Source organism: Catellatospora bangladeshensis (assembly GCF_016862575.1).
Lineage (GTDB): Bacteria > Actinomycetota > Actinomycetes > Mycobacteriales > Micromonosporaceae > Catellatospora > Catellatospora bangladeshensis.
Window position 1 is genome coordinate 331,857 of the sequence record NZ_BONF01000005.1, and the last position, 24,995, is coordinate 356,851.

Annotated in this window: 27 protein-coding genes; 10 read left to right on the top strand and 17 right to left on the bottom strand. The window is 72.4% G+C overall.

Translation table 11 applies throughout. The features are described from left to right. On the top strand, positions 1-999 hold the full coding sequence (locus tag Cba03nite_RS04395) for a LacI family DNA-binding transcriptional regulator (RefSeq protein ID WP_203742017.1): 999 nt from the start codon (positions 1-3) through the stop codon (positions 997-999). 183 nt (positions 1,000-1,182) lie between these two features. Here the strand turns inward: Cba03nite_RS04395 and Cba03nite_RS04400 are convergent, their stop codons facing one another. The 10 genes from Cba03nite_RS04400 to Cba03nite_RS04445 form a co-directional block, all read right to left on the bottom strand. After that, positions 1,183-3,267 carry an endonuclease/exonuclease/phosphatase family protein gene (locus tag Cba03nite_RS04400; RefSeq protein ID WP_203742025.1) on the bottom strand — a complete coding sequence of 695 codons (2,085 nt, stop codon included), beginning with the start codon at positions 3,265-3,267 and terminating at the stop codon, positions 1,183-1,185. A gap of 10 nt (positions 3,268-3,277) precedes the next feature. Beyond that, positions 3,278-4,039, bottom strand: a complete 762-nt coding sequence (locus tag Cba03nite_RS04405) for an EI24 domain-containing protein (protein WP_239125447.1) — start codon at positions 4,037-4,039, stop codon at positions 3,278-3,280. A 23-nt stretch (positions 4,040-4,062) separates the two neighbouring features. Next, positions 4,063-4,953 carry an alpha/beta fold hydrolase gene (locus tag Cba03nite_RS04410; RefSeq protein WP_203742149.1) on the bottom strand — a complete coding sequence of 297 codons (891 nt, stop codon included), beginning with the start codon at positions 4,951-4,953 and terminating at the stop codon, positions 4,063-4,065. Between the two features lie 7 nt (positions 4,954-4,960). Beyond that, positions 4,961-5,245 (bottom strand): DUF2516 family protein, encoded by a 285-nt coding sequence (locus Cba03nite_RS04415; RefSeq protein WP_203742027.1) that lies wholly within the window; start codon positions 5,243-5,245, stop codon positions 4,961-4,963. A gap of 105 nt (positions 5,246-5,350) precedes the next feature. Next, complete coding sequence (locus Cba03nite_RS04420) at positions 5,351-5,845, bottom strand: hypothetical protein (RefSeq protein ID WP_203742029.1); 495 nt, start codon at positions 5,843-5,845, stop codon at positions 5,351-5,353. Beyond that, positions 5,842-6,303 carry a helix-turn-helix domain-containing protein gene (locus Cba03nite_RS04425; protein ID WP_373315723.1) on the bottom strand — a complete coding sequence of 154 codons (462 nt, stop codon included), beginning with the start codon at positions 6,301-6,303 and terminating at the stop codon, positions 5,842-5,844. The genes Cba03nite_RS04420 and Cba03nite_RS04425 overlap by 4 nt, the downstream gene beginning before the upstream one ends. Positions 6,304-6,661: 358 nt before the next feature. Further along, a complete protein-coding gene (locus Cba03nite_RS04430) occupies positions 6,662-7,609 on the bottom strand; it encodes an asparaginase (RefSeq protein ID WP_203742031.1) in 948 nt (315 codons plus the stop codon). A gap of 29 nt (positions 7,610-7,638) precedes the next feature. Then, entirely contained in the window at positions 7,639-8,475 is an 837-nt protein-coding gene (locus Cba03nite_RS04435; RefSeq protein WP_203742033.1) for a beta-keto acid cleavage family enzyme, read from the bottom strand. Between the two features lie 20 nt (positions 8,476-8,495). After that, positions 8,496-9,563 (bottom strand): CAF17-like 4Fe-4S cluster assembly/insertion protein YgfZ, encoded by a 1,068-nt coding sequence (gene ygfZ, locus Cba03nite_RS04440; protein WP_203742035.1) that lies wholly within the window; start codon positions 9,561-9,563, stop codon positions 8,496-8,498. Beyond that, positions 9,563-9,985, bottom strand: coding sequence for a Fur family transcriptional regulator (locus Cba03nite_RS04445; protein ID WP_203742036.1), 423 nt, complete (start codon positions 9,983-9,985; stop codon positions 9,563-9,565). The genes ygfZ and Cba03nite_RS04445 overlap by 1 nt, the downstream gene beginning before the upstream one ends. Before the next feature lie 121 nt (positions 9,986-10,106). On the opposite strand from Cba03nite_RS04445, the gene Cba03nite_RS04450 reads away from it, so the two are divergent. The 3 genes from Cba03nite_RS04450 to Cba03nite_RS04460 are packed head-to-tail and all read left to right on the top strand — an operon-like array spanning position 10,107 to position 12,766. Then, on the top strand, positions 10,107-10,988 hold the full coding sequence (locus tag Cba03nite_RS04450; RefSeq protein WP_239125449.1) for an aminotransferase class IV: 882 nt from the start codon (positions 10,107-10,109) through the stop codon (positions 10,986-10,988). 31 nt (positions 10,989-11,019) lie between these two features. Further along, the gene (locus Cba03nite_RS04455; protein WP_203742038.1) at positions 11,020-12,195 is read left to right on the top strand and encodes a thiolase family protein; all 1,176 of its coding nucleotides are present in this window, start codon (positions 11,020-11,022) and stop codon (positions 12,193-12,195) included. Next, on the top strand, positions 12,185-12,766 hold the full coding sequence (locus Cba03nite_RS04460; protein WP_203742040.1) for an NUDIX hydrolase: 582 nt from the start codon (positions 12,185-12,187) through the stop codon (positions 12,764-12,766). Before Cba03nite_RS04455 ends, Cba03nite_RS04460 begins: the two co-directional genes overlap by 11 nt. Positions 12,767-12,831: 65 nt before the next feature. On the opposite strand, the gene pstB is transcribed toward Cba03nite_RS04460, so the two are convergent. The 7 genes from pstB to Cba03nite_RS04495 form a co-directional block, all read right to left on the bottom strand. After that, on the bottom strand, positions 12,832-13,623 hold the full coding sequence (gene pstB, locus Cba03nite_RS04465; protein ID WP_239125462.1) for a phosphate ABC transporter ATP-binding protein PstB: 792 nt from the start codon (positions 13,621-13,623) through the stop codon (positions 12,832-12,834). A 59-nt stretch (positions 13,624-13,682) separates the two neighbouring features. Continuing rightward, positions 13,683-14,600, bottom strand: a complete 918-nt coding sequence (gene pstA / locus Cba03nite_RS04470; RefSeq protein WP_203742044.1) for a phosphate ABC transporter permease PstA — start codon at positions 14,598-14,600, stop codon at positions 13,683-13,685. After that, the gene (pstC, locus tag Cba03nite_RS04475; RefSeq protein ID WP_203742046.1) at positions 14,597-15,583 is read right to left on the bottom strand and encodes a phosphate ABC transporter permease subunit PstC; all 987 of its coding nucleotides are present in this window, start codon (positions 15,581-15,583) and stop codon (positions 14,597-14,599) included. The genes pstA and pstC overlap by 4 nt, the downstream gene beginning before the upstream one ends. A gap of 86 nt (positions 15,584-15,669) precedes the next feature. After that, a complete protein-coding gene (pstS, locus tag Cba03nite_RS04480; protein WP_239125450.1) occupies positions 15,670-16,716 on the bottom strand; it encodes a phosphate ABC transporter substrate-binding protein PstS in 1,047 nt (348 codons plus the stop codon). A gap of 192 nt (positions 16,717-16,908) precedes the next feature. Next, the gene (locus Cba03nite_RS04485; protein WP_203742050.1) at positions 16,909-18,414 is read right to left on the bottom strand and encodes a hypothetical protein; all 1,506 of its coding nucleotides are present in this window, start codon (positions 18,412-18,414) and stop codon (positions 16,909-16,911) included. Between the two features lie 44 nt (positions 18,415-18,458). Continuing rightward, a complete protein-coding gene (gene mshD / locus Cba03nite_RS04490; RefSeq protein ID WP_203742052.1) occupies positions 18,459-19,409 on the bottom strand; it encodes a mycothiol synthase in 951 nt (316 codons plus the stop codon). A 130-nt stretch (positions 19,410-19,539) separates the two neighbouring features. Then, positions 19,540-20,280, bottom strand: coding sequence for a winged helix-turn-helix transcriptional regulator (locus Cba03nite_RS04495; protein WP_203742054.1), 741 nt, complete (start codon positions 20,278-20,280; stop codon positions 19,540-19,542). A 394-nt stretch (positions 20,281-20,674) separates the two neighbouring features. On the opposite strand from Cba03nite_RS04495, the gene Cba03nite_RS04500 reads away from it, so the two are divergent. The 6 genes from Cba03nite_RS04500 to Cba03nite_RS04520 all read left to right on the top strand — a co-directional run bounded on the left by Cba03nite_RS04500 (position 20,675) and on the right by Cba03nite_RS04520 (position 24,864). After that, positions 20,675-21,658 (top strand): hypothetical protein, encoded by a 984-nt coding sequence (locus tag Cba03nite_RS04500; RefSeq protein WP_239125451.1) that lies wholly within the window; start codon positions 20,675-20,677, stop codon positions 21,656-21,658. Further along, positions 21,655-22,362 carry an LmeA family phospholipid-binding protein gene (locus Cba03nite_RS04505; RefSeq protein ID WP_203742056.1) on the top strand — a complete coding sequence of 236 codons (708 nt, stop codon included), beginning with the start codon at positions 21,655-21,657 and terminating at the stop codon, positions 22,360-22,362. Before Cba03nite_RS04500 ends, Cba03nite_RS04505 begins: the two co-directional genes overlap by 4 nt. A 94-nt stretch (positions 22,363-22,456) precedes the next feature. Further along, on the top strand, positions 22,457-22,534 hold the full coding sequence (locus tag Cba03nite_RS40575) for an Ms5788A family Cys-rich leader peptide (RefSeq protein WP_330164811.1): 78 nt from the start codon (positions 22,457-22,459) through the stop codon (positions 22,532-22,534). A gap of 246 nt (positions 22,535-22,780) precedes the next feature. Continuing rightward, complete coding sequence (locus Cba03nite_RS04510) at positions 22,781-23,629, top strand: sulfurtransferase (RefSeq protein ID WP_203742058.1); 849 nt, start codon at positions 22,781-22,783, stop codon at positions 23,627-23,629. 5 nt (positions 23,630-23,634) lie between these two features. Continuing rightward, positions 23,635-23,967, top strand: a complete 333-nt coding sequence (locus Cba03nite_RS04515; RefSeq protein WP_203742060.1) for a DUF1416 domain-containing protein — start codon at positions 23,635-23,637, stop codon at positions 23,965-23,967. A gap of 375 nt (positions 23,968-24,342) precedes the next feature. Continuing rightward, positions 24,343-24,864, top strand: coding sequence for a hypothetical protein (locus Cba03nite_RS04520; RefSeq protein ID WP_203742062.1), 522 nt, complete (start codon positions 24,343-24,345; stop codon positions 24,862-24,864). Positions 24,865-24,995: the final 131 nt, after the last annotated feature.

The following is a 24,995-nucleotide window of genomic DNA, read 5'->3' on the forward strand; positions in this document are numbered from 1 at the left end:
ATGCCCCGACCGACCCTCGAACAGGTCGCGCAGCGGGCGGGCGTGTCCCGGGCCACCGTCTCGCGCGTGGTGAACGACTCCCCCACGGTCGCCGAGTCGATCCGCGCCGCCGTGCGCCGCGCCATCGACGAGCTGGGTTACGTGCCCAACCAGGCCGCGCGCAGCCTGGTCACCCAGCGCACCGACTCGTTCGCGCTGATCCTGCCGGAGAGCCCGTCCCGGGTGTTCTCCGACGACCAGTTCTTCCCCGGCATCATCCGGGGCGTCAGCCAGGAGCTGGACTCGGCGGACAAGCAGCTGGTGCTGATGGTGGCGGGCTCCCAGGCCAGCCACGACCGGATCGAGCGCTACGCGCTGGCCCGGCACATCGACGGCGTGCTGATCGCCTCCATGCACGGCGCCGACCCGCTGCCCGGCACGCTGGCCCGGATGGGCATCCCCGTGCTCTGCGGTGGCCGCCCACTCAGCCAGGTGCGCGTGCCGTACGTCGAGGTCGACAACGTCACCGGGGCGCGCACGGCCGTACGCCACCTGCTGGAGACCGGCCGCACCCGGATCGCCACCATCGCCGGGCCGCAGGACATGGTGGCCGGCATCGACCGGCTCACCGGCTACCGCGAGGAGCTGCGCGGCTCGGATCGGCGCTCGATCGTGGCGGTCGGCGACTTCACCCGCGACTCGGGCGCGGTCGCCATGCGCCAGCTCCTGGAGGACGACCCCGACCTGGACGCCGTCTTCGTCGCCTCCGATTTGATGGCCCACGGCGCCCTCCAGGCCCTCCAGGCCGCGGGCCGCCGCGTGCCCGACGACGTGGCCGTGATCGGCTTCGACGACATCGCGCTGGCCCGCTACACCGAGCCGCCCCTGAGCACGGTCCGCCAGCCCATCGTCGGCCAGGGCCGCGAAATGGCCCGCCAGCTGCTCCGCCTGGCCGCCGGCGAGGACATCGCCGACAGCGTCATCCTCCCCACCGAACTCGTCATCCGCGGCACCACCTAAGAAAGGAAGGGCACCTTCTTAACGCTATGCGTAGAGGAAGGTGCCCTTCTTAACCCACACCCCCCAACGCCGGGCCGTCCGCGAACGGCCAGACGCAGTTTCGGGGAAAGTGCGGGTATTGCGTGCCGCTTCGTGCACTTTCCCCGAAACTGCGGCCGCGCCAGCGGCTTGAGGACGGGCGGGTCAAGGGACGCGGAGGGCGACGGTGGCGAGGACCGGGAAGTGGTCGCTGGCGGCGGTGGTGATCCCGGTGACAACCCGGAAGTCGGTGAAGGCCACCGCCGGGGAGCCGAAGACCCAGTCCACCCGGTTGGTGGGCTGGTCCGTGGGGGAGGTCCAGGCGTCGCCGTGGCCGGTCACGTCCTGCGCCGAGGTCCAGCCCGCGTTCGTGAACGAGCGCGTCTCCGGCCAGCTCGGCCAGAAGTTGAAGTCGCCCGCCACCACCGTCGGCCGGGCCCGGTCGGCCTGGTCGAGCAGTGTGTCGATCTGCGCCAGGCGGGTCGGCGTGTTCGGCTTGCGGTGCGTCAGGTGCGCGGTGACCACGTCCATGGATCTCCCGAAGGCCAGCTGCACCGTTGCCTTCAGGTAGGAGCGGTGCATCGGCCCCTGCCCGTAGGGCAACCGGCCGGTGCGCACGTCGCTGACCGGTAGCCGGGTCAGCAGCAGGTTGCCGAACTGCCCGTCGGCCGCGGGCGACCACCAGAACGGCATGCGCAGCTCGCGGGACAGGTACTCGGCGACGTCCACCCCGCCGCCGATGGCCCAGCCCCGGCTGACCTCCTGAAGCACCACCACGTCCGGGTCCAGGGCCCGGATCACCTTCGCGAGCCGGTCCGGATCCGCCTGGCCGGTCGCGTCATCCCGGCCGTACTTGACGTTCCAGCTCAGCACGGTGACGCCGGTCGGGCTCACGGTCACCGTCCCGTCGTCGGGCCGGGTCAGGTGCATCAGCAGCGGTACGGCCAGCGCCAGCGCGACGGCCCCGGCGACCGGAGCCGGGCGGGCTGCCAGCCCGCGCAGGTCCACGCGCCAGCCGCCGGGGTGATCCGGACGGCGGCCCATCCCGGCGAGCCCGACGAGCACGGCGAGCACGATCAGCAGCCAACGGTTGCCGAACGGCAGCGGCATGTCGTAGTGCACCTGGAAGAGCAGCACGGGCAGCACCCAGACCAGCCCGTACGCCCACACCCCCCGGTCGCTCGGCGAGGCCAGCGCCCGCGCGACCGCCACCGCCGCGGAGAGCTGTGCGAGCACGAGGCCGAGCAGCACCACCGGCCCGCTGCCCCACCAGGCCAGCGCGAGCCCGCCCGCCAGCCCGGCCAGCGCCGCCGAGCCCGCGATCCAGTGATCCGGCTCCGGGACCGCGTTCGTGCCCCCGGCCAGCGTGAGCCGGCGCACCAGCTCGACCGCGACCACGAGGGTGCCGATCAGCACGATCAGGCACAGCTGCAACGCGACGCCCGACTGGGACGCGGCGAAGGCCGGGTTGCCCAGCGTCGTCGTCCACAGCGCGAGGTATCCGCCCAGCGCCCAGACGCGGCCGCCGGCCGTGCCGGCCGGAGCGGGCCGGGCTGCCGAAACACGCACCGCGAGCACGAGGGCCACGACCGCGCCGACCGTGCTGAAGGGCCGGATCCATGCCTCTCCGCCCCGCCAGATCCCACCGCCCCAGAGCGGATCCCAGGTCACCGTGACCGACCGTACGGCGAGGTCGAGTGCTCCCCCGGCCAGCAGGCCCACCGCGGCGGTCACCGGACCGCCCGCCTGCCGCACCGCGAAGGCCAGGGTGACCAGGCCGGCCACGGCGCCCGCGGCGGTCAGCGGCAGGTTGTGCCCGAACAGGTTCCCCGCGACCCACAGCGCCCCGGTGACGCACACCCCCGGCACGAGGTGCGACGGCAGCGCGCCCGGCGCGGCGGCCCGGCGGCCGAGCCACACCAGCAGCAGCCCCGGCAGGGCGAAGATCGCCAGCGCGATCAGCGCCGCGTTCACGATGCCGACCGGCCCGGCCACCTGATCGAGCAGCGGCCCGCTCGCCCGGAGCAGCTGCACCGTCAGCGCGAACAGCAGCGCGACCAGCGTGATCGCATGCCAGCCGACCGGCTGCGGCGGCGAGGAACGGCCGGCCTCGGTCGACGTGCTGTCCGCCGGGACGGGCCCCGAGGCGGGCTCGCCGCCTGCCGGGGCGGGCGTGGACGCCTGATCACCCGTCGTGGCGGGCGTGGCGGTCTGGCCGCCCGTGGGTGCGGGCGAGGGGTGGGTGGACACGTGGGCTACCTCATTTGATGGGCAGGCCGAGGGAGCGGCGCGCCAGCAGGGTGCCGCCCGCGACCGCGGCCGGCATGATCAGGACCGCGCCGAGCGGGATCAGGAAACAGCAGAACACCGCGACGCCGAACCCCAGCGCCAGCGGCCGGTGCTTGCGCAGGGCCACCCGCCGGTCGGGCAGCCGCAGGCCGCGCCGGTTGAACGCGACCGCGACGAGTTCCAGCGACAGGAACCAGCCGCCCACGAAAGCGCCGATCACCGGGATCACCGTCTGCCCCACCACCGGGATGAAACCGCCCGCGAACAGCGGGATCGCGATCATCGCCGACACCAGCAGCAGCCGCAGCGCGTCGAACACACTGCGCCGCAGCTCCTTGTACCAGGGCAGGTCGACGGCGTCGGGCACGCCGCCGAAGTCCTCCTCGACGGCCTCGCCGATGGCCTCGTAGAACGGGTCGCCGATCAGCAGCGTCACCGCCGTGTACGACACCACCGCGAGCAGCCCGCTCGCCCCGACGATGGCGATCCCGGCGAACAGGCGGGCCGCCGAGCGCAGGTCGGTGGGCCAGTCGTCGGCGAACCAGGTCGCCGCCTCGGATACGTCCTCGATGAAGTAGAACAGCGCCCAGAACAGGCCGATGAAGAGCAGCAGGCTGAGCACTGCCGGGATGAGCCCGAGCATGACGAGCTTCGGGCTGCGTACGTAGCGGCGGATGCCCCGCCCGAGCAGCCGTACGCCGAGGAAGAACTCTGAGACCGCGTGACCTGCCACGAACCGGCAGCCTAGCGGCCCGGTCAACCGTTCAAGAAGGCCGAGATCCGTTCCCGCAGGTCGGCGCGCTCGTGCCAGAGCACGGCCGGGCGGTTGTAGATGTGCAGCCGCACGTCCGGCAGGACCGCGGCGAGCTGCTCGGCGACCGACGACGGGTGCAGGTCGTCGCCGATGCAGCCGATCACCAGCACCTGCGCGCTGACGTCGCGCAGCAGGCCCACGTCGGGCACCGGCACCTGGTCGGGCAGGGTCAGCAGGCCGCTGCTCAGACCGGTGTTCATCAGCGTGTTGAGGCGCTGGCGCACGTACGCCCAGCCGGACGCGCCGTTGCGGGCCGACGGCGGGATCTCCTCGACCACGGCGTTGGCCACGGTCGGCAGGTCGCCGCTGTTGATCGCCTCCAGCAGGTTGACCAGCCGCCGCCGGGCGGCCTCGGGCCGCGGCCGGTCCAGCACCGCGGGCAGGAACATGACGACCTTCTCGAACCGGTCGGGCGTCTCGGCCAGCAGCCGGCACAGCGCCCCGGCACCCAGGCTGACCCCGAGCGCCCGGGTAGCCCCGCTCATGTCGGCGATCGCGCGCAGGTCGCGGGCCAGATCGCCGTAGTCCCAGGCGCCGCGAGGGGAACTCGACTCGCCATGCCCACGGAACTGGAAGAACACCCGCTTGCCCGCGACCGCGCTGCCCAGCGGCCGGGTCTCGGCGATGCCGTGGCCGAGGCCGTGCGCGAACACCGTCACCGGCGTGCCCACACCGGTGATGAGCCGCTCCAGCTGTACGCCGTGCGCGGTGTCCACGATCTCGGTGGGCAGCGCGGGCGGCGCGGGACGGCCGGTGTTGGGGGCGGAGTTGCGCGGCTTGCCGAGGCGTCGGGGGAAACCGTCCGGCGGGGGCGGCCAGCGCAGGTCGTTGATCACGGGGTCACCAGTGTCCCTCGGCGACCTCACGCAGGCCGCGGCGCACGTCGAGCAGGTAGTAGGCGGCCAGGCCACCACCGGCCATCGCGATGAACTCGCTGCTCTGGGCCAGCCACACGAACAGCATGGCGACCAGCAGCACGATGAGCCAGCCCGCCTTCGGCATGGTGCCGATCGCCGGGAACGCGTCCTTGCGGCGCAGCAGGCAGTCCACGAACGCCCACAGCAGCAGCGCGATGAACGCGAACAGCATGACTACCTTGATCCAGGCTTCGATCTGGAAGACCATGGGAGACAGCTTAGAACCTCACGACCCCGGCATCCCAGCGCTGACGATGCCGGATACGTTCGTCGCGGCGCACCGACCTCGATCGGCACGCCGCGACGGGACGGATCACTTGGCCGCGCGCGGCGGCTTCTTCGCGGCGGGCTTGGCCGCGGGCGGCACGTCGTCCGCCTTGGCCTCGGCCTTCGGCGCCGCGGCCGGCTCGGCCTGCGGGGCGGCGGGCTTGGTGCCGGCCTGCTGCTCGGTGAACGCCTGCTCGCCCCGGGCGACCAGCGTGTCGTAGAACTTCGACGCCTTCTCCGCGGCGGTCTGCGTGCCGGACACGATCGAGTCGCGGATCCCGGCGGCGTCGACCTTCGCGGTCAGCTCGGCGGCCTTGCTGGTGGCGAAGGCGCCGTACTCGTTGGCCTTGGCCTTCCACTGCGGCACGTCGGTCGCGGCGGCCTGGTCGGCCAGCTCCGACGCCTTGACCCGCAGCTTGTCGGCCAGCTCGGGCAGCTTGCGCAGCTGCTCGTACGCCAGGTCGCCGACGCCGGCGGCGGCGTAGAACGCGCTCGGGTAGGTGCGGCTGTCGGTCTTGCTCGACGTCTGGGTCATGGTCACTGTTCCTCCTGTGCCTGCTTGCGCACGGCCTTCTTGACCGCCTTCTTCACCGCGGGCTTCGTCGCCTCGGTCTCGGCCGGGGTGGCCGGCGCGGCCGCATCGGCTTCGGCTGCCGCTTCAGCGCGTGCGTTCTCGCGAACGAACGTCTCGTAGATCTGCGTGAGGGACTGTTTCTGCGCGACCGTCAGCAGCGGGTCGGCCGCGATCGCGGTCGGCACGCCCTGGTGGTCGTCAGAGCCGAGCAGCCCGGCCTTGAGGTACATGGCCGGGGTGGAGACCCGCAGCGCCGCGGCCAGCTGGGCCAGCACCTCGGCGGACGGCTTGCGCAGCCCGCGCTCGATCTGGCTGAGGTACGGGTTGCTGATGTTGGCCTGCTCGGCCAGCTGCCGCAGGGAGATGCGGGCGTTCTCCCGCAGATCCTTGATGAAGGCGCCGATGTCGGGACTCTGCACGCTCATCAAGCTACCCACGACTGCTAACAGTTGCAAGCATAGTGCTAACAATCAGCTAGCGATCCGCGCCACGCCGCAATTCACCCCTTAGCGCTGCATCCCACCACAACTCACCAGCCTGCGACCCGCCGCGCCAGCGGCCATCGCGGCGAAGATCGCTATCTCGTGTCACAACCTGCGGTGCAGGCCCACTTTCCGACACGAAACAGCGATCTAGCCCGTCGCACCGCTGTCGATCATGAAGTTAGGGACGCGACACACCGTCGAACACTCACTTAAGTTCATGATCAACGCGGCGCAGCGGGCGCAGCGAGCGCAGCGGGGCAGCGGGTGGGCGCAGCGGGGGTGCCCGGGGGTGGGTGAGTTACCAGAGGGGGTGGAGGGCGCCTACCTTGCGGCCGCCGCCGAGGAGGGTGGGGTGGGCGAGCGCGGGGGCGTCGACCTCGATGCCGAGGCGGCGCAGGGCGGTGATCATGATGGGGCCGCGGGCGCGGGCGGCGCCGTCGTCGATCTTCACGGCGACCGCGCCCTTGCCCGGAACTGCGGCGGCCCAGACACCTTCGGCGCCGACCTTGCTGACCAGGCCGGGGACGGCGCGCATGAGCTGGGCGTCCTCCCGGTTGGTGCCGCTGACGAGTTCGGGGTACGCGCGCATGGCGTCGGCGACGGAGCGCTCCAGCGAACCGGGCACCCCTTCGGCGATCCGGCGGAACGCGGTGGCCAGGCCGGTCAGCGACACGGCGAGCACCGGCGCGCCGCACCCGTCGACGCCCATCGCGGCCGCCGACTCCCCCGCGAACTCCTCGATGGTCTCGTTGAGGCGCTGCTGGAGCGGGTGGTCGGGCTGGAAGTAGTCCTCGACGGCCCAGCCGGCGGCGCGGCAGGTGAGCAGCATGCCGGAGTGCTTGCCGGAGCAGTTCATGTAGACGCGCAGCGGGGTGCCGCCGGTGGCGATCTTCGCGTTGTCGTCGAGCGGCAGGTCGGGCGGGCAGCGCAGGGCGGCCTCGCTGAGCCCTCCGCTGCGCAGCAGCGCGCGTACCCGGGAGATGTGGAAGTCCTCGCCCCAGTGGCTGGCCGTGACCAGGGCCAGGTCGGCGGGGTCGGCCAGGCGCAGCCCGGCGCGCAGCATGCCGATGGCCTGCATGGGCTTGTTGGAGGAGCGGGGGAAGATCGGCCCGGTGACGTCACCGGCCGACGCGACGGCAGCGCCCGCCGCGTCCAGGACGATCACCGACCCGCGGTGGCCGCCCTCGACGAATCCGCTGCGTTCCACCTCGACGAGCGGCACGCCGCCCTCGTAAACCTTGCCCATGGTAAGGAACGCTACCGGGGTTTCACATTTCAGCGCGCGGGGATCCCCAGGAGGTTGCGTGCCTCACCCGGGGTGAGCGGCGGGCGCTGCGCGAGCCGGGCGAACGCGGACGCGCGGGCGACGAGCTGAGCGTTGGACTCGACCGGCTGGCCCTTGGCGTAGGTGACCGTGTCCTCCATGCCGACGCGCAGGTGGCCGCCCGCGCCGAGCGAGGTGAGCAGCACCGGCAGGGTGGCCCGGCCGATGCCGGTGGCCGAGAACGTGGTGCCCTCGGGCAGCTCGCGCAGGGCCTGCTGGCAGGCGACGAGCGCGGCGGCGGTGCCCGGCATGCCGCCCGGCACGTTCATGACGAAGTCGACGTGCACGTGGCCCCCGGCGGGCAGGCCGTACTTGTCGAGCAGGCGCTGCAGGGACCACAGCTGGCCGAGGTCGAAGATCTCGTACTCGGGCACGACGCCGCGCTCCTGCATGCGGGTGTGCAGGTCGACGATGAACTCCCAGCGGTTCATGAACACGTCGTCGCCGAAGTTGACCGTGCCCATGGTGCAGCTGGCCATGTCGGGACCGGCGTCGAGCACGGCCAGGCGGGCCGACTCGGGGTCGTGCACCGAACCGCCGGACGACAGCTGCACGATCAGGTCGGTGCTCGACCGCAGCGCCGCGACGGTCTCCCGCAGCCGGATCGGGTCCAGGCTGGGCTGGGCGTCCTCGTCGCGGATGTGCACGTGGATCACGCTCGCCCCGACGGCCTCGCACTCCTTCGCGGTCGCGACCAGCTCGTCGAGCGTCACCGGCAGGGCCGGGACGTCAGCCTTGGCGGATTCCGCGCCGGTGGGCGCGACGGTGATCAGAGTGCCGTTCGTCATGGGCGCATCCTGTCATATTTTCAGTCAGGGTCGATAGCGGCCGTGGATTCTCCCGCAGTGAGGGGGGTGTCGCCGGAAATATTGCGCTTGAGGACGGCCAGGGCGATCGGCCCGAGTTCCGCGTGGCGGGCCGCGGTGCCGACGAATCCGACGGTACGGCCGTCGGCCGTGATCTCGGTGCCACGCGCCGGGAGTTCGTCCGTGGCGATGCCGTCCAGGTGCAGCAGGCGCAGCGCGCGCGGCGGCCGGCCGAGGTGGTGCACCCGGGCCACCGTCTCCTGGCCCCGGTAGCAGCCCTTCTCCAGGTGCACCGCGGCGGCCGTCAGCTCGACCTCGGACGGCAGCGTGCGGTGGTCGGTGTCGATGCCGACCCGCGCCTGCCTGGCGGCCGCCCGCAGCGCCTCGTACGCCCACAGCCCGGCCGGGGGCAGCTCCAGCGCGGCGAGGGTCTGCTCGGCGCTCTCGCGCGGCAGCACGAGGTCCAGCACCGGCACGTCACCGAGCGCGTGCCGCCGCACGAACCCGCCGCCGGGCAGCGGGGCGACCGCGTAGACCGTGGTGGGGCGGGGCGGCACGGCGCCGGTGTGGAACTTCGGCTCCGGCACCGGCAGCACGTCCGGCTCGGCGGGCACGGCCACGCCGAGACGTCCCACGGCGGCGAGCGCGGCAGGCCCGACCAGGCTGTGGATCGCGTACTCGGCAGGCTTGATCTCCACCTGGGTGAAGAACCGCATCTTGGTCAGGAAGCCGACCACGGCGTCGCTCGTGCCGGGTTCGACGTCGACCCACAGGGTGCCGTCCAGCTCGGTCACCCACAGCTCGTGCTCGATGTGCCCGTGCGGGGACAGCACCAGCGTGCGGGTGCCCTGCCCGTCGGCGAGGTCGGTGAGGTGCTGGGTGGTGAGGTTGTGCAGGAAGCTCAGCCGCTCGGGGCCGGTCAGCGCCAGCACCCCGCGGTGCGAGCGGTCCACCAGCCCGGCCGCGGTGAGCAGGGTGCGCTGCTCGCGCAGCGGGTCGCCGTGGTGCGCCGCGACCGGCGCGTCCGGGGAATCGGGGTCGAAGTGACCGACCAGCACCGGCGTACCCATCACGCACATCCTCCGCACAGTCCGAACAGCGCCACGTGCCCGATGTCCATCCGGAAGCCGCGCGTGCTCAGCAGCCGCTCGGCGAGCGGGGCCAGCTCGCTCTGCTCCAGCTCGGTCACCGTGTCGCAGCTGCGGCACACCAGGTGCACGTGCTGCACCACGGCCGCGTCGTGATACGTCGGCGCGCCGTGCGACAGGTGTACGTGCGTCACCAGCCCGAGCTCCTCCAGCAGCTCCAGGGTCCGGTAGACGGTCGTGATGTTCACCCCCGAGGCGACCTCGCACACGGCCGCGTGCACCTGCTCGGGCGTGGCGTGGACGAGCTGGCGCACCGCGTCGAGCACCAGTTGCCGCTGGGGGGTGAGCCGCAGACCGCGATCACGCAGCAGATCGGCCAGCTCGGCGGAGCCTTGTTCGGGCATCGTCCGATCATAGTTCGCGCCCCGATCCCCCTCCGAAGTAAGGAAGGGCACCTTCTTATCGTTATCCGTAGTAGAAGGTGCCCTTCCTAACCCCCTGGTGGGGACGCGTACCATTCCGGCCGTGGTGCAGCCTGTTCTCGTGGTCCAGGGCCGTGGCGTGGTGCCGGCCGACACTCCCGTGCTCCGTGCCGACGACCTCGGCGTGCTGCGCGGCGACGGGGTCTTCGAGACCATGCACGTACGCCCCGACGGCCGCGGCGGCGCCGCCCCGTGGCTGCTGGACGAGCACCTGGCCCGGATGGCCCGCTCGGCCGCGCGCATGGACCTGGCCCTTCCCGCCGAGGACGCGCTGCGCGAGCTGGCCGCGCTGGCCGCCGCGCAGTGGCCCGCGGACGTCGAGGGCGCGCTGCGCCTGGTGTGCACGCGCGGCGCGGAGGCGGCCGCGGCCACCGGCGGCCCGGTGACCTGCTTCGCCACCGTCAACCCGATCGGCGCCGCGACGCTGGCCGCCCGCCGCGACGGCATCGCCGTGGCCACCATCTCGCTGGGTTACCCCGCGGGGGCGCGTACCGCCGCGCCGTGGCTGCTCGGCGGCGTCAAGTCGCTGTCGTATGCGATCAACATGGCCTCGCAGCGCTGGGTGCTGGCGCAGGGCGTCGACGACGCGCTGTGGGTGTCCGAGGACGGCTACGCGCTGGAGGGCCCGACCTCGACCCTCGTCTGGCGGACCGGCGACGTGCTGAACACGGTGCCCGTGGAGACGACCGGCATCCTGCCCGGCACCACCGCCCGCCACCTGCTCGACAACGCGGCCGACCTGGGCCTGACCGCCGCCGAGCGGATGGTCACCCCGGCCGAGCTGGCCGCGGCCGACGGCGTGTGGCTGCTGTCCAGCGTGCGCGGGGTGGCCGAGCTGCGCAGCATCGACGGCACCGCGCTGCCCGCCTCGCCGCACACGGAGAAGCTGCGCGGCTACCTCGGCTTCACCAACCTGGGTTACTGAACGATCCCTCAGTTGACGTAGCCTGCGGAGCATGACCACGCAGGCGTATCTCATCGACGCGGTCCGCACCCCGTTCGGCCGGCACAAGGGCGGGCTGTCCGGCGTACGCACCGACGACCTCGCCGCCGCCCCGCTCGTCGCGCTGCTCAAGAGGCACCCCGAGCTGGACCTGGCGCAGATCGAGGACGTCATCCTCGGCGACGCCAACGGCGCGGGCGAGGACAACCGCAACGTGGCCCGCATGGCGGCGCTGCTGGCCGGGCTGCCGGTGACGGTGCCCGGGGTGACCGTGAACCGGCTGTGCGCCTCCGGCGCGGAGTCGATCGTGCAGGCCGCGCGCGGCGTACGCGCAGGGGACCTGGACCTGGTCGTCGCGGGCGGCGTGGAGAGCATGAGCCGCGCTCCGTTCGTCATGGCCAAGCCCGATGTCGCGTTCCCCGGCGAGGCGAGGCTGTGGAACACGCAGCTCGGCTGGCGCATGGTCAACCCGCTGTTCCCCGACGACTGGACGGTGCCGCTCGGCGTCGCCGCGCAGCAGGTCGCCGCCGAGTTCGGCATCGGGCGCGAGGCGCAGGACGCCTGGGCGCTGCGGTCGCACCAGCGGGCCGCCGCCGCGTGGGCGCAGGGCCGCTTCGACGACCGGGTCGTGGAGGTCGCCGGGGTGACCCGGGACGAGTCGGTGCGCGCCGACACCAGCGCCGCCGCCCTGGCCAGACTGCGCCCGGCGTTCACCCCGGACGGCGCGGTGACCGCGGGCAACTCCTCCCCCGTCAACGACGGCGCCGCCACGGCCCTGATCGGCTCCGCCGCCGCCGTCGAGCGGCTCGGCGTGACGCCGCTGGGCCGGATCGTGGCGAGCACCGTCGCGGGCGTCTCGCCGGAGCGCTTCTCCACCGGCCCGGTGCCCGCGATCCGGGCGCTGCTGGCCAAGGCCGGCCTGGGCTTCGGCGACATCGCCGCGTGGGAGATCAACGAGGCGTTCGCGGCGATGGTGCTCAGCTGCCTGCACGAGCTGCCCGAGATCGACCCCGAGCTGGTCAACGCCGACGGCGGCGCGATCGCGTACGGCCACCCGCTGGGCGCGTCCGCGCCGCGCGTGATCGTGGACCTGTGCCACACGCTGCGTGCCCGGGGCGGCGGCTACGGCATCGCGGCGGCCTGCATCGGCGTCGGCCAGGGACAGGCGGTGCTGGTACATGTCGAGTAACCCGTTCGACCTGCTGCCGCCGGAGCAGCGGGCCCGCTTCGAGCAGCTGGCCCGCGAGTTCGCGGAGTCGGGACAGGAGCCGGCCGTGCCCCGCGAGGCGTCGACCGTGGTGCTGATCCGGCCGGACCGCACCGTGTTCCTGATCCGGCGGATGCGGGCGATGGCCTTCGGCGGCATGTGGGCGTTCCCCGGCGGCTCGCTGGAGCCCGGGGAGACCCCGGCGGACGCCGCCGTGCGCGAGATCGAGGAGGAGACCGGGGTGACGCTGCTGCCCGCCGCGCTCACCCCGTGGGACCGCTGGCTGACGCCGGTGTTCGAGCCGCGCCGCTTCGACACGTGGTTCTTCCTGGCGGCGATGCCGGACGGTCAGGACGCCGCGCTGCCCGAGTTCGAGGCCGACCGGGCCCGCTGGGTCACTCCCGAGCAGGCCGTCGCCGAGAACGCCGCGGGCGAGCTGCCGATGCTCCCGCCGACGCTGGTCACGCTGCGCGGGCTGGCGGCATACCCGACGGTCTCGGACATGCTCACCGCCCCCCGCGACGTCTCCACCGCCTACATGCCCGCCCTCTGACCGAAGCGCGAAGCTCCCGCCCTGCTGTCAGTGCAGAGCGGGAGCTTCGACGATGTGACCGGGGCTCAGCCGAAGCGGCCGGTGATGTAGTCCTCGGTGCGCTTGTCGCCCGGGTTGGTGAAGATGCGGCCGGTGTCGTTGAACTCGACCAGGCGGCCGTGACGGACGCCGGCCTCGTCCAGCTCCGCGGTGAAGAACGCGGTGTGGTGGCTGACCCGGGCCGCCTGCTGCATGTTGTGGGTGACGATCACGATGGTGTACGTCCCCGCGAGGTCGTGCATCAGATCCTCGATCTTGCCGGTGGCGATCGGGTCGAGCGCCGAGCACGGCTCGTCCATCAGGATCACCTCGGGCTTGACCGCGATCGCGCGCGCGATGCAGAGCCGCTGCTGCTGGCCGCCGGACAGGGCCAGGCCGCTGGACTTCAGCTTGCCCTTGACCTCGTCCCACAGGGCCGCGCCGCGCAGCGCCTGCTCGACGCGGTCGTCCATGTTGTCCTTGATGCCGTTGATCTTCAGGCCGTAGGCCACGTTCTCGTAGATGGACTTCGGGAACGGGTTCGGCTTCTGGAACACCATGCCGATCCGGCGGCGCACCTGGATCGGGTCCACGTCGGCGGCGTAGAGGTCCTGCCCGTGGAAGGTGACCTTCCCGGCGACGCGGGCGCCGTTGACGAGGTCGTTCATGCGGTTCAGCGAGCGCAGCACGGTGCTCTTGCCGCAGCCCGACGGGCCGATCAGGGCCGTGATCTGGTGCTCGCGGATCGCCATCGTGGTGCCGCGGACGGCCTCGTAGTTGCCGTAGAAGACGCTGACGTTCTCCAGCTGCATCACCGGCGGTGCGGAAACGGCGGGCATGGTGGGCGCGGCTCCCGGGATGAGGGTGGACAGGTTGAAGTCGGTGCTCATGGTCATCCTCAACGTTCCTTGATGGCGAAGCGGCTGGAGATCAGGCGGGCGGCGACGGTGAACACGAGGACGATCGCCATCAGCGTGAGCGCCGCGCCCCAGGCACGGCCCTGCGCGGCCGGGAAGAACTCGCCCGCGTTCTTGAAGATCTGTGCGGCGAGCGTGGTGTTGTCGCCGGACAGGCTCCAGTTGCTGACGAACGCGGTGCCCGCGACCAGCACCACCGGCGCGGTCTCACCCGCGGCACGGGCGATCGCCAGCATGATGCCGCTGACGATGCCCGAGATGGCGGCCGGCAGCACCACGGACACCGTGGTCTTCCAGCGCCGGGCGCCGAGCGCGGCGCTGGCCTGGCGCAGCTCGTCCGGGACGAGCCGGAGCATCTCCTCGGTGCTGCGGATGATGATCGGCAGCATGAGGCAGCCGAGCGCGAGGGCCGCCGCGAAGCCGGACTGCTCCTTGACCAGGAGCACGTACGACACGTACACGAACAGGCCCATGACCACCGACGGGACGCCGGTCATCACGTCGGCCATGGTCCGGATGAGCCGGGCCAGCGCGTTCTGCTTGCCGTACTCGTTGAGGTAGATCGCGCCGAGCACGCCGAGCGGGATCGACATGGCGGCCGCGGCGCCGGTGATGATCAGGGTGCCGGCCACGGCGGGGCCCATGCCGCCACCGGCCCGGCGGGCCGAGTTGGGGATGTCGTCGACCAGGAAGTCCAGGCTCATCACCCCGGCGCCGGCCTCGATCACCTTGTAGATGACCAGGCCCAGCGGCACCAGGGCGACCAGCAGGGCCAGCACCATGAGCCCCTTGGCGAAGCCGTCGGTCAGCCGTCGGCGCAGCGGCAGCGCGGAGCGCCGCAGGTCCGCCGGGGCGGGCGCGGACGAGGCCGGACGGGCGGCGGTGGTGGTGGTGGTCATGCCGAGGCTCCCTTCATCCGGATCTCCGCGCGCCGCACGACGACCCGGGCCAGGAGGTTGATCAGGACGGTGATGATGAACAGGACCACGCCCATGCCGATCAGGGCCGCCCGGAAGTCACCGGTGGACTCGCCCCACTGGTCGACGATGATGGCCGGCAGCGCGTACCCGCTCTCGAACAGGTTCGCGGTGATCTGCACGGAGCTGCCGATGACCAGGGCGACCGCGATGGTCTCGCCCATGGCCCGGCCGAGGCCGAGGATGACCGCGCCGACCACGCCGCCGAAGCTGTGCGGCAGCACCGCGCCCTTGATCATCTCCCAGCGGGTGGCGCCCAGCGCCCAGGCCGCCTGCTTGTCGGAGTCGGGGACGGTCGCGAAGACCTCCCGCGAGATGGACGTGATGATCGGGATGATCATGACGGCGAGGATGAGGCCCGCGGTCATGAAGGTCCGGCCGCTGCTTCGCGGCTCGCCGAACAGCGAGCCCAGCACCGGCACCCCGCCCACGACATCGTGGATCCCCTGGTAGACCGGCGCGATGGCGGGCGCCAGGACCAGGATGCCCCACAGGCCGAAGACCACGGAGGGCACCGCGGCCAGCATGTCGATCAGCGTCACGATGGTGGCGCGCAGCTTCGGCGGGGCGAGCTCGGTCAGGAACAGCGCGATGCCGATCGACACCGGCACGGCCACCACCACGGCGATCGCCGACACCACCAGCGTGCCGTACAGGAAGGCGAGCGTGCCGTAGACGGGGCCGCGCGGGCCGTCGCCGTCCGGGTCGTTCGGGATCCAGTCGGTGCTGGTGAAGAAGTCGGCGGAGAACGCGGGGAAAGCCTCGTTCACCGTCGTGACCAGGATCAGCGCCAGAATGATCAGCACCGCGAGGCCCGCGAACACGCAGACGGCCCAGAAGAGCCGGTCGGCGTGGCGGCCGCGGTCCTTCCGGGTCAGCTGAGCGGATTTGTCAACCACAGTCATCTCTACTCCGAGGGGTGGCCTGCTGAGGCCGGTGCGGCGGATCCGGGTGGACCCGCCGCACCGGTCGTGCTCAGGTCAGATCAGCTTCAGCTGATCTTGTCCAGCTGGGCGAGCGCCTTGGTCTGCAGCTCGGCCGGCAGCGGCGCGTAGTGCAGCTCCGCGGCCAGGTCCTTCGTGTCCTTCAGCAGGTAGGTCACGAACGCCTTGACCAGTTCCTTCTGCTTGGCGTCGGTGTAGGTGGTCTTCACCAGCAGGTAGGTCGGCGCGGTGATCGGGTAGCTGTCGGCGCCGGCCGCGTTCAGCGGGTTGAAGGTCAGGTCGTCCTTGATCTCGGCACCGGCGAGCGCGGCGGTGGCGCCCTCCAGCGTCGGCTTGACGAACTTGCCGTCCTTGTTCTTGATCGCGGCGAAGGTCAGCTTGCCGTCGGTCGCGTCGGCGAGGTCGACGTAGCCGATGCCGCCGTCGGCGGCCTGGATCAGCTGGGCCACACCGGTGTTCTTCTGGCCGCCCTGGGTGTCGGCGGGCCACGCCACGGTGTCGCCGCTGCCGAGCTTCCAGGTGGTCGGCGCGGCGGCGGCCAGGTACTTCGTGAAGTTGTTGGTGGTGCCCGAGCCGTCGGCCCGGTGCGCCACGGAGATGGCGGTGGCGGGCAGGGTCACGCCCGGGTTGTCGGCGGCGATCTCCGGCGCGTTCCAGGTCTTGATCTCCCGCTGGAAGATCTTGGCCAGGGTGTCCGCGCTCAGCTGGAGGTTGTCCACGCCCTTGAGGTTGTACGAGATGGTGATCGGCGCGGCCACGGTCGGCACGTAGAGGAAGGTGCCCGCCGGAACGCCGTCGGTGTCCTTGACCGTGCTGTCGGAGCCGGCGAAGTCGGTCAGGCCGGAGCCGAACTCCTTCTTACCCGTGCCCGAGCCCACCGAGTTGTAGGTGACCTTCAGGTTCGGGGCCTCGTCCTTCAGGGAGGTGATGACCTCCTGGTAGTACGTGTTCGGGAAGCTCGCGCCGGAAGCCTTGAGCTCACCGGACAGAGCCGCCAGACCGGAGCCGGCGCCGGCCGACGGGTCGGTCGCCGGGTCCTCCTTCGAGGAGCAACCGGCCAGAGCGAGCGCGGCGATAGCAACGCCCGCAAGCACGCGCCGAGAGAGCACGTTACGGTTCACTTCAGGGGTGCCTTCCTAGTCAGGGATTCGGCCGTCGCCGGCCTGACCCCGACATTGCACGCCGCAGGTGGACGGCTCTCCCGTCTCAGGTGAACTCAGGGTGAACAGGCAAAACAGCGGCGGTGACGGACCGCGCAGCAGGGTGTGGCCGGGAAGTGAACGGGCTCACACCGCGCCGGCCAGGTCGGCCAGGGACAGCGCGCCGGTGCCGGGGGCCGTCGCGACCAGGCCCAGCCGCCCGTCGCGCAGGTCCCAGGCCAGCACCCGGCGCCACAGGCCCGGCGGCACGCCCTGCCCGCCGGTGCAGCTCAGCAGCAGCCGCCGCCGGTCCAGCCAGCCCAGCAGGCGCAGCTCGCCGGCCACCGCCTCGTCGACGGCCAGCACCCGGCGCAGCGCGCCCGTGCCCGGCTCCAGCACGGCCACGGCGGCCCCGGCCATCAGGTCGTGCGGTATGCAGCGGCGGGCGACCAGACCCCCCGTGCCCGCGACCGTGAACCCGGCGCCCAGGAACGGACCCAGGTGCCTTGCGCCGTCGCCGGTGATCACGAAGCTGCGCCTGCGGCGGGTGGCCAGGTCGGTCCGGCGCAGCACGGCAGGTCCGCCGGAGGCGTCCCCCGACAGCACCTCGACCAGCGCCTCCGGGCGCTCGGGGCCCGGCGCACGGCGTACGGCCGCCACGTCGCGCGCGTCCAGCGGCACCGGCAGCAGGCGGCCCGTGGCCACGTCCATCAGCGCGTCCACCCCCAGCAGCAGGAGGCCGGGCGCCACCCAGCTCATGGCCAGCGGCCCGCGCGGGTAGGAGCGGGCCCGGCCGGTCGCCAGGTCGACCACCCGCACCCCGGCGGTCTCGGTGAACGCGGCGTACGAGCCGTCCGGCGACAGCGAGCCCTCCTCCAGCCGGGCGCCCACCCGCTCCTCCACCGAGTCGACCCGGCACCAGCTCCCGTCGCGCCCCAGCGCCAGCACGTACGCCGACCGGTCCGGCACCAGCAGGGCCAGCGCCTGCCCGACCGGCCGCTCGCTGAGCGTGGGCAGCGACTCCGGCGCCGTGGGCGGCACGAGTTCGCGCGGCAGCCGGTCGACCAGCGCGCGCGGCGCCCTGGCCTGCTCCCCCGCGTCCGGCAGCCGCTCCACCCCGGGCACGTCGATCACGACACTCGGCGACACGGACCGTGGGGACGGGAACGGCCGCACGGTGAACTCGTCCGTCCCGCCCCGCCGGGACCACTCCCGGATCCCGGCCGCGGCCAGGGCTGCTCCGGCGATCCCACCGGCCAGCAGCAGGCGGCGCCGCACCAGCGCCCGGCCCCGCGTCCACAACGCGCCGGCCTCGTCCGCCGGGTCGGCGGCGAGGCCGTCCCACCGCTCCGCCGGGGTCCGGTCCAGGTCGAGCCGCACCCGGTGGCGCGGCGCCGCGTCGCGTGCCTCGCGCTCGAACAGCCGGTGCAGGTAACGGTCGGCGGCGGCGCCGGGCTCGGCGTGATACTCCTCGTCGGCGGCCCGCAGCCGGGTCCAGCGCAGCGCGACCAGGACGAGCAGTTCCCGGGCCAGCGCCTCGGCCGACGCGTCGTCGCCGTGCAGCTGCCGCGCGGCGTACGCCAGCGGCCGCAGCCGCCGGGCCGCGTACTCCACGAAATCGGCGGGCGCGGGCGGCGGGGCGGCGGTGGCCATGCCTAGATGGTGATGGATCTCACAGCGGCGCGGAAGAGGCGGTTTCAGCTCCGCTGGAACAGCACGTCGGTCGACCAGCGGGCGAAGCCGAGCCGCTGGTACAGCGCGGTGGCCGCGGTGTTGGACTCGTCGACGTACAGCATCACCTGGTCCAGCCCGCGGGCCCGCAGATGCCGCAGCCCGGCCGCGGTCAGCGCCCGGCCCAGGCCGGAGCCGTGCGCCGACGGGTCCACGCCGAGCACGTAGACCTCGCCGATCGGGTCGTGGTGATGGGTGCGCCCGCCTGCCTCGGCATCGCGGCGCAGCTCGCCGTGCACCTTGGTCCAGTGGAACCCGGCCAGCGCGCCGTCGCGCTCGGCGAGCAGGAAGCCGTCCGGATCGAACCACGGCTCGGCCATCCGCACCCGCAGGTCGCGCAGCGTCCACCGGCCCTGCTCGGGATGGTCGGCGAAGGCGCGCGCGTTCAGCGCCAGCCACGGCTCGTCGTCCACGCCCGGCCGGAACGGCCGCAGCGCCACCCCGTCCGGCAGCTCGGGCTGGGGCACCTCGGCGAACAGGGAACGGCGCATCTGCCACAGCACCCGCGCCCGCCGGAAGCCCAGCGACAGGGCCAGCGCGCTGGCCGACGGGTGGTCGCCGTGTGCCCACAGCCGCAGCCGGCCCGCCGGATCCGCCTCGGCCGCCGCCGCGATGGCCGCGGTGACCAGGGCGCGGCCCAGTCCGTGGCGGCGCCGCAGCGGGTGCACCACCAGCTCCGCGGACGGTCCGTCCACCGCGTCGGTGGTGTCGACGTGCGCGTAGCCGGCCAGCTCGCCGTCGGGCGTGCGCACCACCAGGTGCACCGCGGGGGCGTCGCCACCGTGCCGCAGGTGCAGCACGGTGTGTTCGGACAGGGGGTACGCCCCGTCGGTGTCCCCGGCCGCGCGCGCCAGCTCGGCGACGGCGGCGACCTCGTCCGGTGTCAGCCGGTCGCGCCGCTCGGCATGCCCGATCATGGCGCCAGCGTAGCCGCCGGGGATTAAAACGGATCGCGCTCACACGGCGGGCGGACCCGCGTCACATGAGGGAACGGCCCGTGCCCGCGGCGGTGAGTCGCGGGCACGGGCCGAGCAGAGATCGTGCGGATCAGCGGGACGGCAGGTCGGCGAGCAGGTCGGCGGCCTCGGCCAGCTCGCGGTCGGCGAGCTGCTGGCGCGAGGACGGCACCACGAACTTGTAGCCGACCTGGCGCACCGTGCCGATCATCGCCTCGTACTCCGAGCCGAGCTTGGCGCGCAGGCGCCGCACGTGCACGTCGACGGTGCGGGTGCCGCCGAAGTAGTCGTAACCCCACACCTCGCGCAGCAGCTGGTCGCGGGTGAACACCCGGCCCGGGTGCTGGGCCAGGAACTTCAGCAGCTCGAACTCCTTGTAGGTGAGGTCGAGCGGGCGTCCCTTGAGCTTCGCCGCGTAGGTGTCCGGGTCGATGGTCAGCTCGCCGCCGCGGATCAGGCCGCCGGCGGCGGCGGTCGCGGAGGTGAGGCGGCCGACGGACAGGCGCAGCCGGGCCTCGACCTCGGCGGGCCCGGCACCGGCCAGGATCACGTCGTCGACGCCCCAGTCGGCGTTGATAGCGACCAGCCCGGCCTCGGTGACGACCGCGATCAGCGGCACGCCGATCCCGGTGGCGTGCAGCATCCGGCAGGTGGCGCGGGCATCGGAGAGCTCGGAGCGCGCGTCGACCAGGACGGCGTCCGGGCTGGGGGCCGACACCAGGTTGCGCACGTCGCGGGGAGCGGTGCGCACGGTGTGCGGCAGCAGGTCGAGTGCGGGGAGCACGGCCGACGGCTCACCGGCGCGTGCGGTGACCAGGAGCAGGATTTCCACGGATCGCCTCCGTCCTCGCGGCTGGGCCGCGCGAGCAGCACATGGGGGCGTGGCTGGCCTCACGTCGGTCCCGGCGTCGCTGACGGGCGGGTAAAGCTGAAGCATAGTCGAGAACAATAGAAATACCAGCACCTCATAGGTTTGTCACTCATCACGGCTGCGCATTGCCGAATGTTTCGAGCAGCTTTCGCGCTTGTTGCAAGCAGGGCCGGTCAGCTCGCCCCATTCAGCCGCCGGTGAGGTGCGCTCTTGGGGGGTGAGGTGGCACGATCGTTGCGTGCTCGGTTCCCCTCCCGATGACAGCGTCCGTAATCGCAGGTCACCCGGCCCCCAGTTCGACGGGCCGCACCGGCCCGGCCCCGGCCCGGCCGGCCGTGGTCCTGCGCCCGTTCCCGTGCCCGCGTCCCGCGGCGCGGCCGAACCCAACCCGCGCTCCCGCCGGGAGGACACGGTCAGCGTGAAGGAACGCGGCCGCCGCGGGCGCGCCGCCGAGCCCGAGGACGACGACGAGGACCTCCTCGACGACGGCGCCGAGCTGGAGTTCGTGCCGGTGCGACGGCTGCTGTCGCTGGCCGTGGCCGGGTTCGCGCTGCTGCTCGGCGTCGGGCTGGTGATGGGCGCGCAGACCGCGGGCGTGGGCGCCGGGCGGCTGCCGTACGCCGCAGTGATCTTCGGCGCGCAGCTGCTCTACGTCTTCGCGACCACCATGGCGATGAACCCGCCGGCGGTGAAGGTCGTCGCCACGGTCGGCGTGCTGGCCGCGCTCGCCGCCGACGTCGCGGCGATCTATCCCGACGTCGCCACGATCGCGCCGCTCGGTGCGGTCGCCGCGGCGGGCCTGGTCGCGGGCATCGTCGGCCAGATGATCCGGCCGGAGGGCCGGGTGCAGGTCTCCGAGTCGCTCGCCTCGACCGTCGTGATCGTGCTGGGCGTGGTCTCGTTCGCCACATTGATTGTTTTGACTCGCATCCCAGTGGGCACCCAAGCCATCGTGGTGTGTCTCATCGCCAGCGCGATCGCCCTGGGCGTCGCGCGCCTCACCGACGTCGTGGCGCCGTACCCGCGCCTGGCCGACCAGGTCCCGCGGGGCTCGGCCGGCATCGTGCTCGGCGCCATGCTGGGCACCGCCGCGGCCGCCGTCATCGGCCGCTACCTGGTCGCGTTCACCCCGCACGAGGCCGCCCTGGTGGGCATGGCCGCCGCGGGCGCCGCGGTGCTGGCCGACCTGACCATCGGCTTCGCCGAGGCGGGCCGCGAGCTGGCCGGCGAGGCGCCGACCATGTGGCTGGCCCGGCACATGCAGGGCCCGCTGGCGGGCTTCGCGCTCGCCGCGCCGGTCGCGTACGTGATCAGCGTGGCCTTCCTGGTGCCCGCATGAGGAAGTTCCTCATGATCACCGCGGTGCTGCTGGTCGTCCTCGGGATCCTGCTCGCCGTGGCGGACCGGGTCGGCGTGCACTACGCCGAGCGGGAGATCGCGGATCGGATCGCCGCGCGGATGCAGAGCCAGGGCATCACGTCCACGCCGCCCGAGGTCGAGATCAAGGGCGTCCCGTTCCTCACCCAGGTCGCCGCGGGCCGGTACGACGAGATCGAGCTGACCATGCGCGATCTCAAGGGCGGCGACCTGCCCCTGCCGCTGCTCACGGTCTCCGCGTTCGACGTCGAGGCGCCGCTCAAGGAGCTGATGAACGACACGGCGCGGCCGGTGGCGGCCCGGGTCGAGGGCGTGGCCACGGTGTCCTACGCCGACCTCGTCAAGGCCAGCGGTCTGTCCGGCATCACGCTGACGTCCGCGGGCGACCGGATCGTCGAGGTCAGCGGCAACGTGCCGCTGATCGGCAGGGTCAGCGGCAAGGCCGAGGTGACCGTCGTGGACGGCGGCCGGGTGCGGCTGCGGGTGACCGAGCTGCGCGGGGTCGCCGGCTCCATCCGGCAATCGATCATCGACGCGTACAAGGACCGGCTCGCGGTGACGCTGCGCCCGCCCAACCTGCCGTTCGAGCTCAAGCTGAGCAACGTCACCACCGAGCAGACCGGCCTCCAGGTGGCATTCGCCGCCACCGATGTGCAGCTTGCCTGACCAGCACGGAAGCGGATCACCATCCGGGCGGCCGATCCCGGATGGTGGACGACACATTCCCGAAATGAGGACCGTGCTGGTAGGGTCACCAACTATGAGTCCGCTGCTTACCAAGCGGCGCGCGGTCGACCTGTGCCGCGTGGCCACGTGCCTGTGTTGCCCCGTCCTCTGACGGCGGCACAATAACGCGCACCCGATCGCGCTTTGTGATCGTCCAGCAGCCTCAACCTGACTCGCATTCAGCCGCTCACCGCTGAGCCGGCCATCCCCGCCAGTCAGCTGCCGCCGTCGCCATGTACCCGGTGAACCCCCTGTGGACCCGTACGCGGCGGCGTTTTTGTTTCTCCCGCTCGTGCTCCCCGTGGCGTCACCACACCAGACGTTTACGACATCAGACATATCCCAAGGGAGACCATCCATGAGTCGCGACTCCGCACTCGTCTCGGCCGACTGGGCCGAAAAGAACATCGGCGCACCCGGCGTGGTGTTCGTCGAGGTCGACGAGGACACCACCGCGTACGACGGCGGCCACATCGCCGGTGCGGTCAAGCTGGACTGGCGCCAGGACCTGCAGGACCCGGTCCGCCGTGACTTCGTGAACAAGGAGCAGTTCGAGGCGCTCCTGTCGTCGCGCGGCATCGGCAACGACGACACCGTGGTGCTGTACGGCGGCAACAACAACTGGTTCGCCGCCTACGCCTACTGGTACTTCAAGCTCTACGGCCACGGCGACATCAAGCTGCTCGACGGCGGCCGCAAGAAGTGGGAGCTCGACGCCCGCCCGCTGTCCAAGGACGCGGTCTCCCGCCCCGCCACGCAGTACGTCGCCAAGGACCAGGACCTGTCCATCCGGGCCTTCCGCGACGACGCCGTCAAGGCGATCGGCGTGCAGAACCTGGTCGACGTGCGCTCCCCCGACGAGTACGCCGGCCGCCTGCTGGCCCCCGCCCACCTGCCGCAGGAGCAGGCGCAGCGGGCCGGCCACATCCCGACCGCGATCAGCGTGCCGTGGTCCAAGGCCGCGAACGAGGACGGCACCTTCAAGTCCGACGCCGAGCTGACCGAGCTGTACGCCGCGGCCGGCATCGACGACAGCAAGGACACCATCGCGTACTGCCGCATCGGCGAGCGCTCCTCGCACACCTGGTTCGTGCTGCAGGAGATCCTCGGCAAGAAGAACGTGAAGAACTACGACGGATCCTGGACCGAGTACGGCTCGCTTGTCGGCGTGCCGGTGGCGCTGGGCGACGAGCCCGGGAAGGCGTGATCAACATGACCGCACAGACCGCTTCGACTGTCGCGGCCGGCTGCGCCGCACCCGACCAGGCCGCCCCACTGCCGCTCAGCGTCGACCTGGAGAAGGAGACCGTGATCACCGGCATCGTGCAGGCGGCGGGCGGTGACCCGGTCGCCGGGGCGTACGTCCGCCTGCTCGACCGCACCGGCGAGTTCACCGCCGAGGTCGTGACCTCGCCGGCGGGCCAGTTCCGCTTCTTCGCGGCGCCCGGCACCTGGCAGCTGCGCGCCCTGTCCCGCTTCGGCAACGGCGACGCGACCGTCACCGCCGACCGCGGCGTCAACGAGGTCTCCCTCGCCGTCGCCTAGCCTGCCTTCAAGGCAAGGAAGGGCACCTTCTTAACGCTATGCGTTGTAGAAGGTGCCCTTCTTAACGTCTGGGGCTGGGTTGGAAGGTCTTGATCACCGTCTCGTGTCAGAAGGTGCGGTCCAGCCGCACTTTGTGACACGAAGCAGCGATCATCGCCGCGGTGCGCACCCCGGGCGGGTGCGGGAGGGTAAGGGCTCGGCTGGTCGCGGCGGAGCCCGTGGTCCGGCTCGGTCGTCCGTCGGCTGCCGCGCCCCATGTTCCGGCTCGGCTGCCGCGTTTGTGCTCCGCTCGGGACGGCCTGCCGTGGCCGATGGCTGCGGTCCTGGGGGCCGGTGCGGTGAAACGCGCTGCGCGGGCGTGACACCATGAAGCGCGTGACGATCGACGCGCCCGCTCCCGAGACGGCCCCGCAGCCCGAGCCGCAGTCGCCGCCCGGCCGCCGCAGGCTGTGGACGGCTCTCGTCACGGCCTGGGCGCTGCTGCTGGTGGTGCTGGCGATCTGGTCGGCCCGCAACGATCCGCCGTCGCTGCGCGACCAGACCACGCTCACGGACGCCAAGGCCACCGTCGAGCAGGCGATGGGCACGGTCACCGCCCGCATCCCGGCGGGCTGGACGGTCCAGGACCGCGGCTACGCCGAGCGCGACTGCCGCCTCAGCGCGGCCCGCGACGGCGTCAACGCGACCCGTACGCTCACGCTCAGCGGCCCTGTCGGGGCCGAGCCGGGCACGGTGCAGGACATCGCGGCCGGGCTGCCCGACGCCCAGACGCGGCCCGCCGACGGCCCGAAGGAGGCGTTCTACTGGGACGCCGGCAACTACGTGGCGGTGCGCGGCGAGGTCAGTGGCGAGGGCACGGTCACCGTCGAGTTCATCACCGGCTGCCGGGTGCCCTGACCGGGGCTCCGCTCACCCCGGACCCGCGCTCAGCCGGGGACCAGTCGAGCCGTCCGCCGATCGGCACCACCCGCCCGCGCGATGATCGCGACCCCTCCCGACCCAGAGGCGTTAAGAAGGGCACCTTCTAC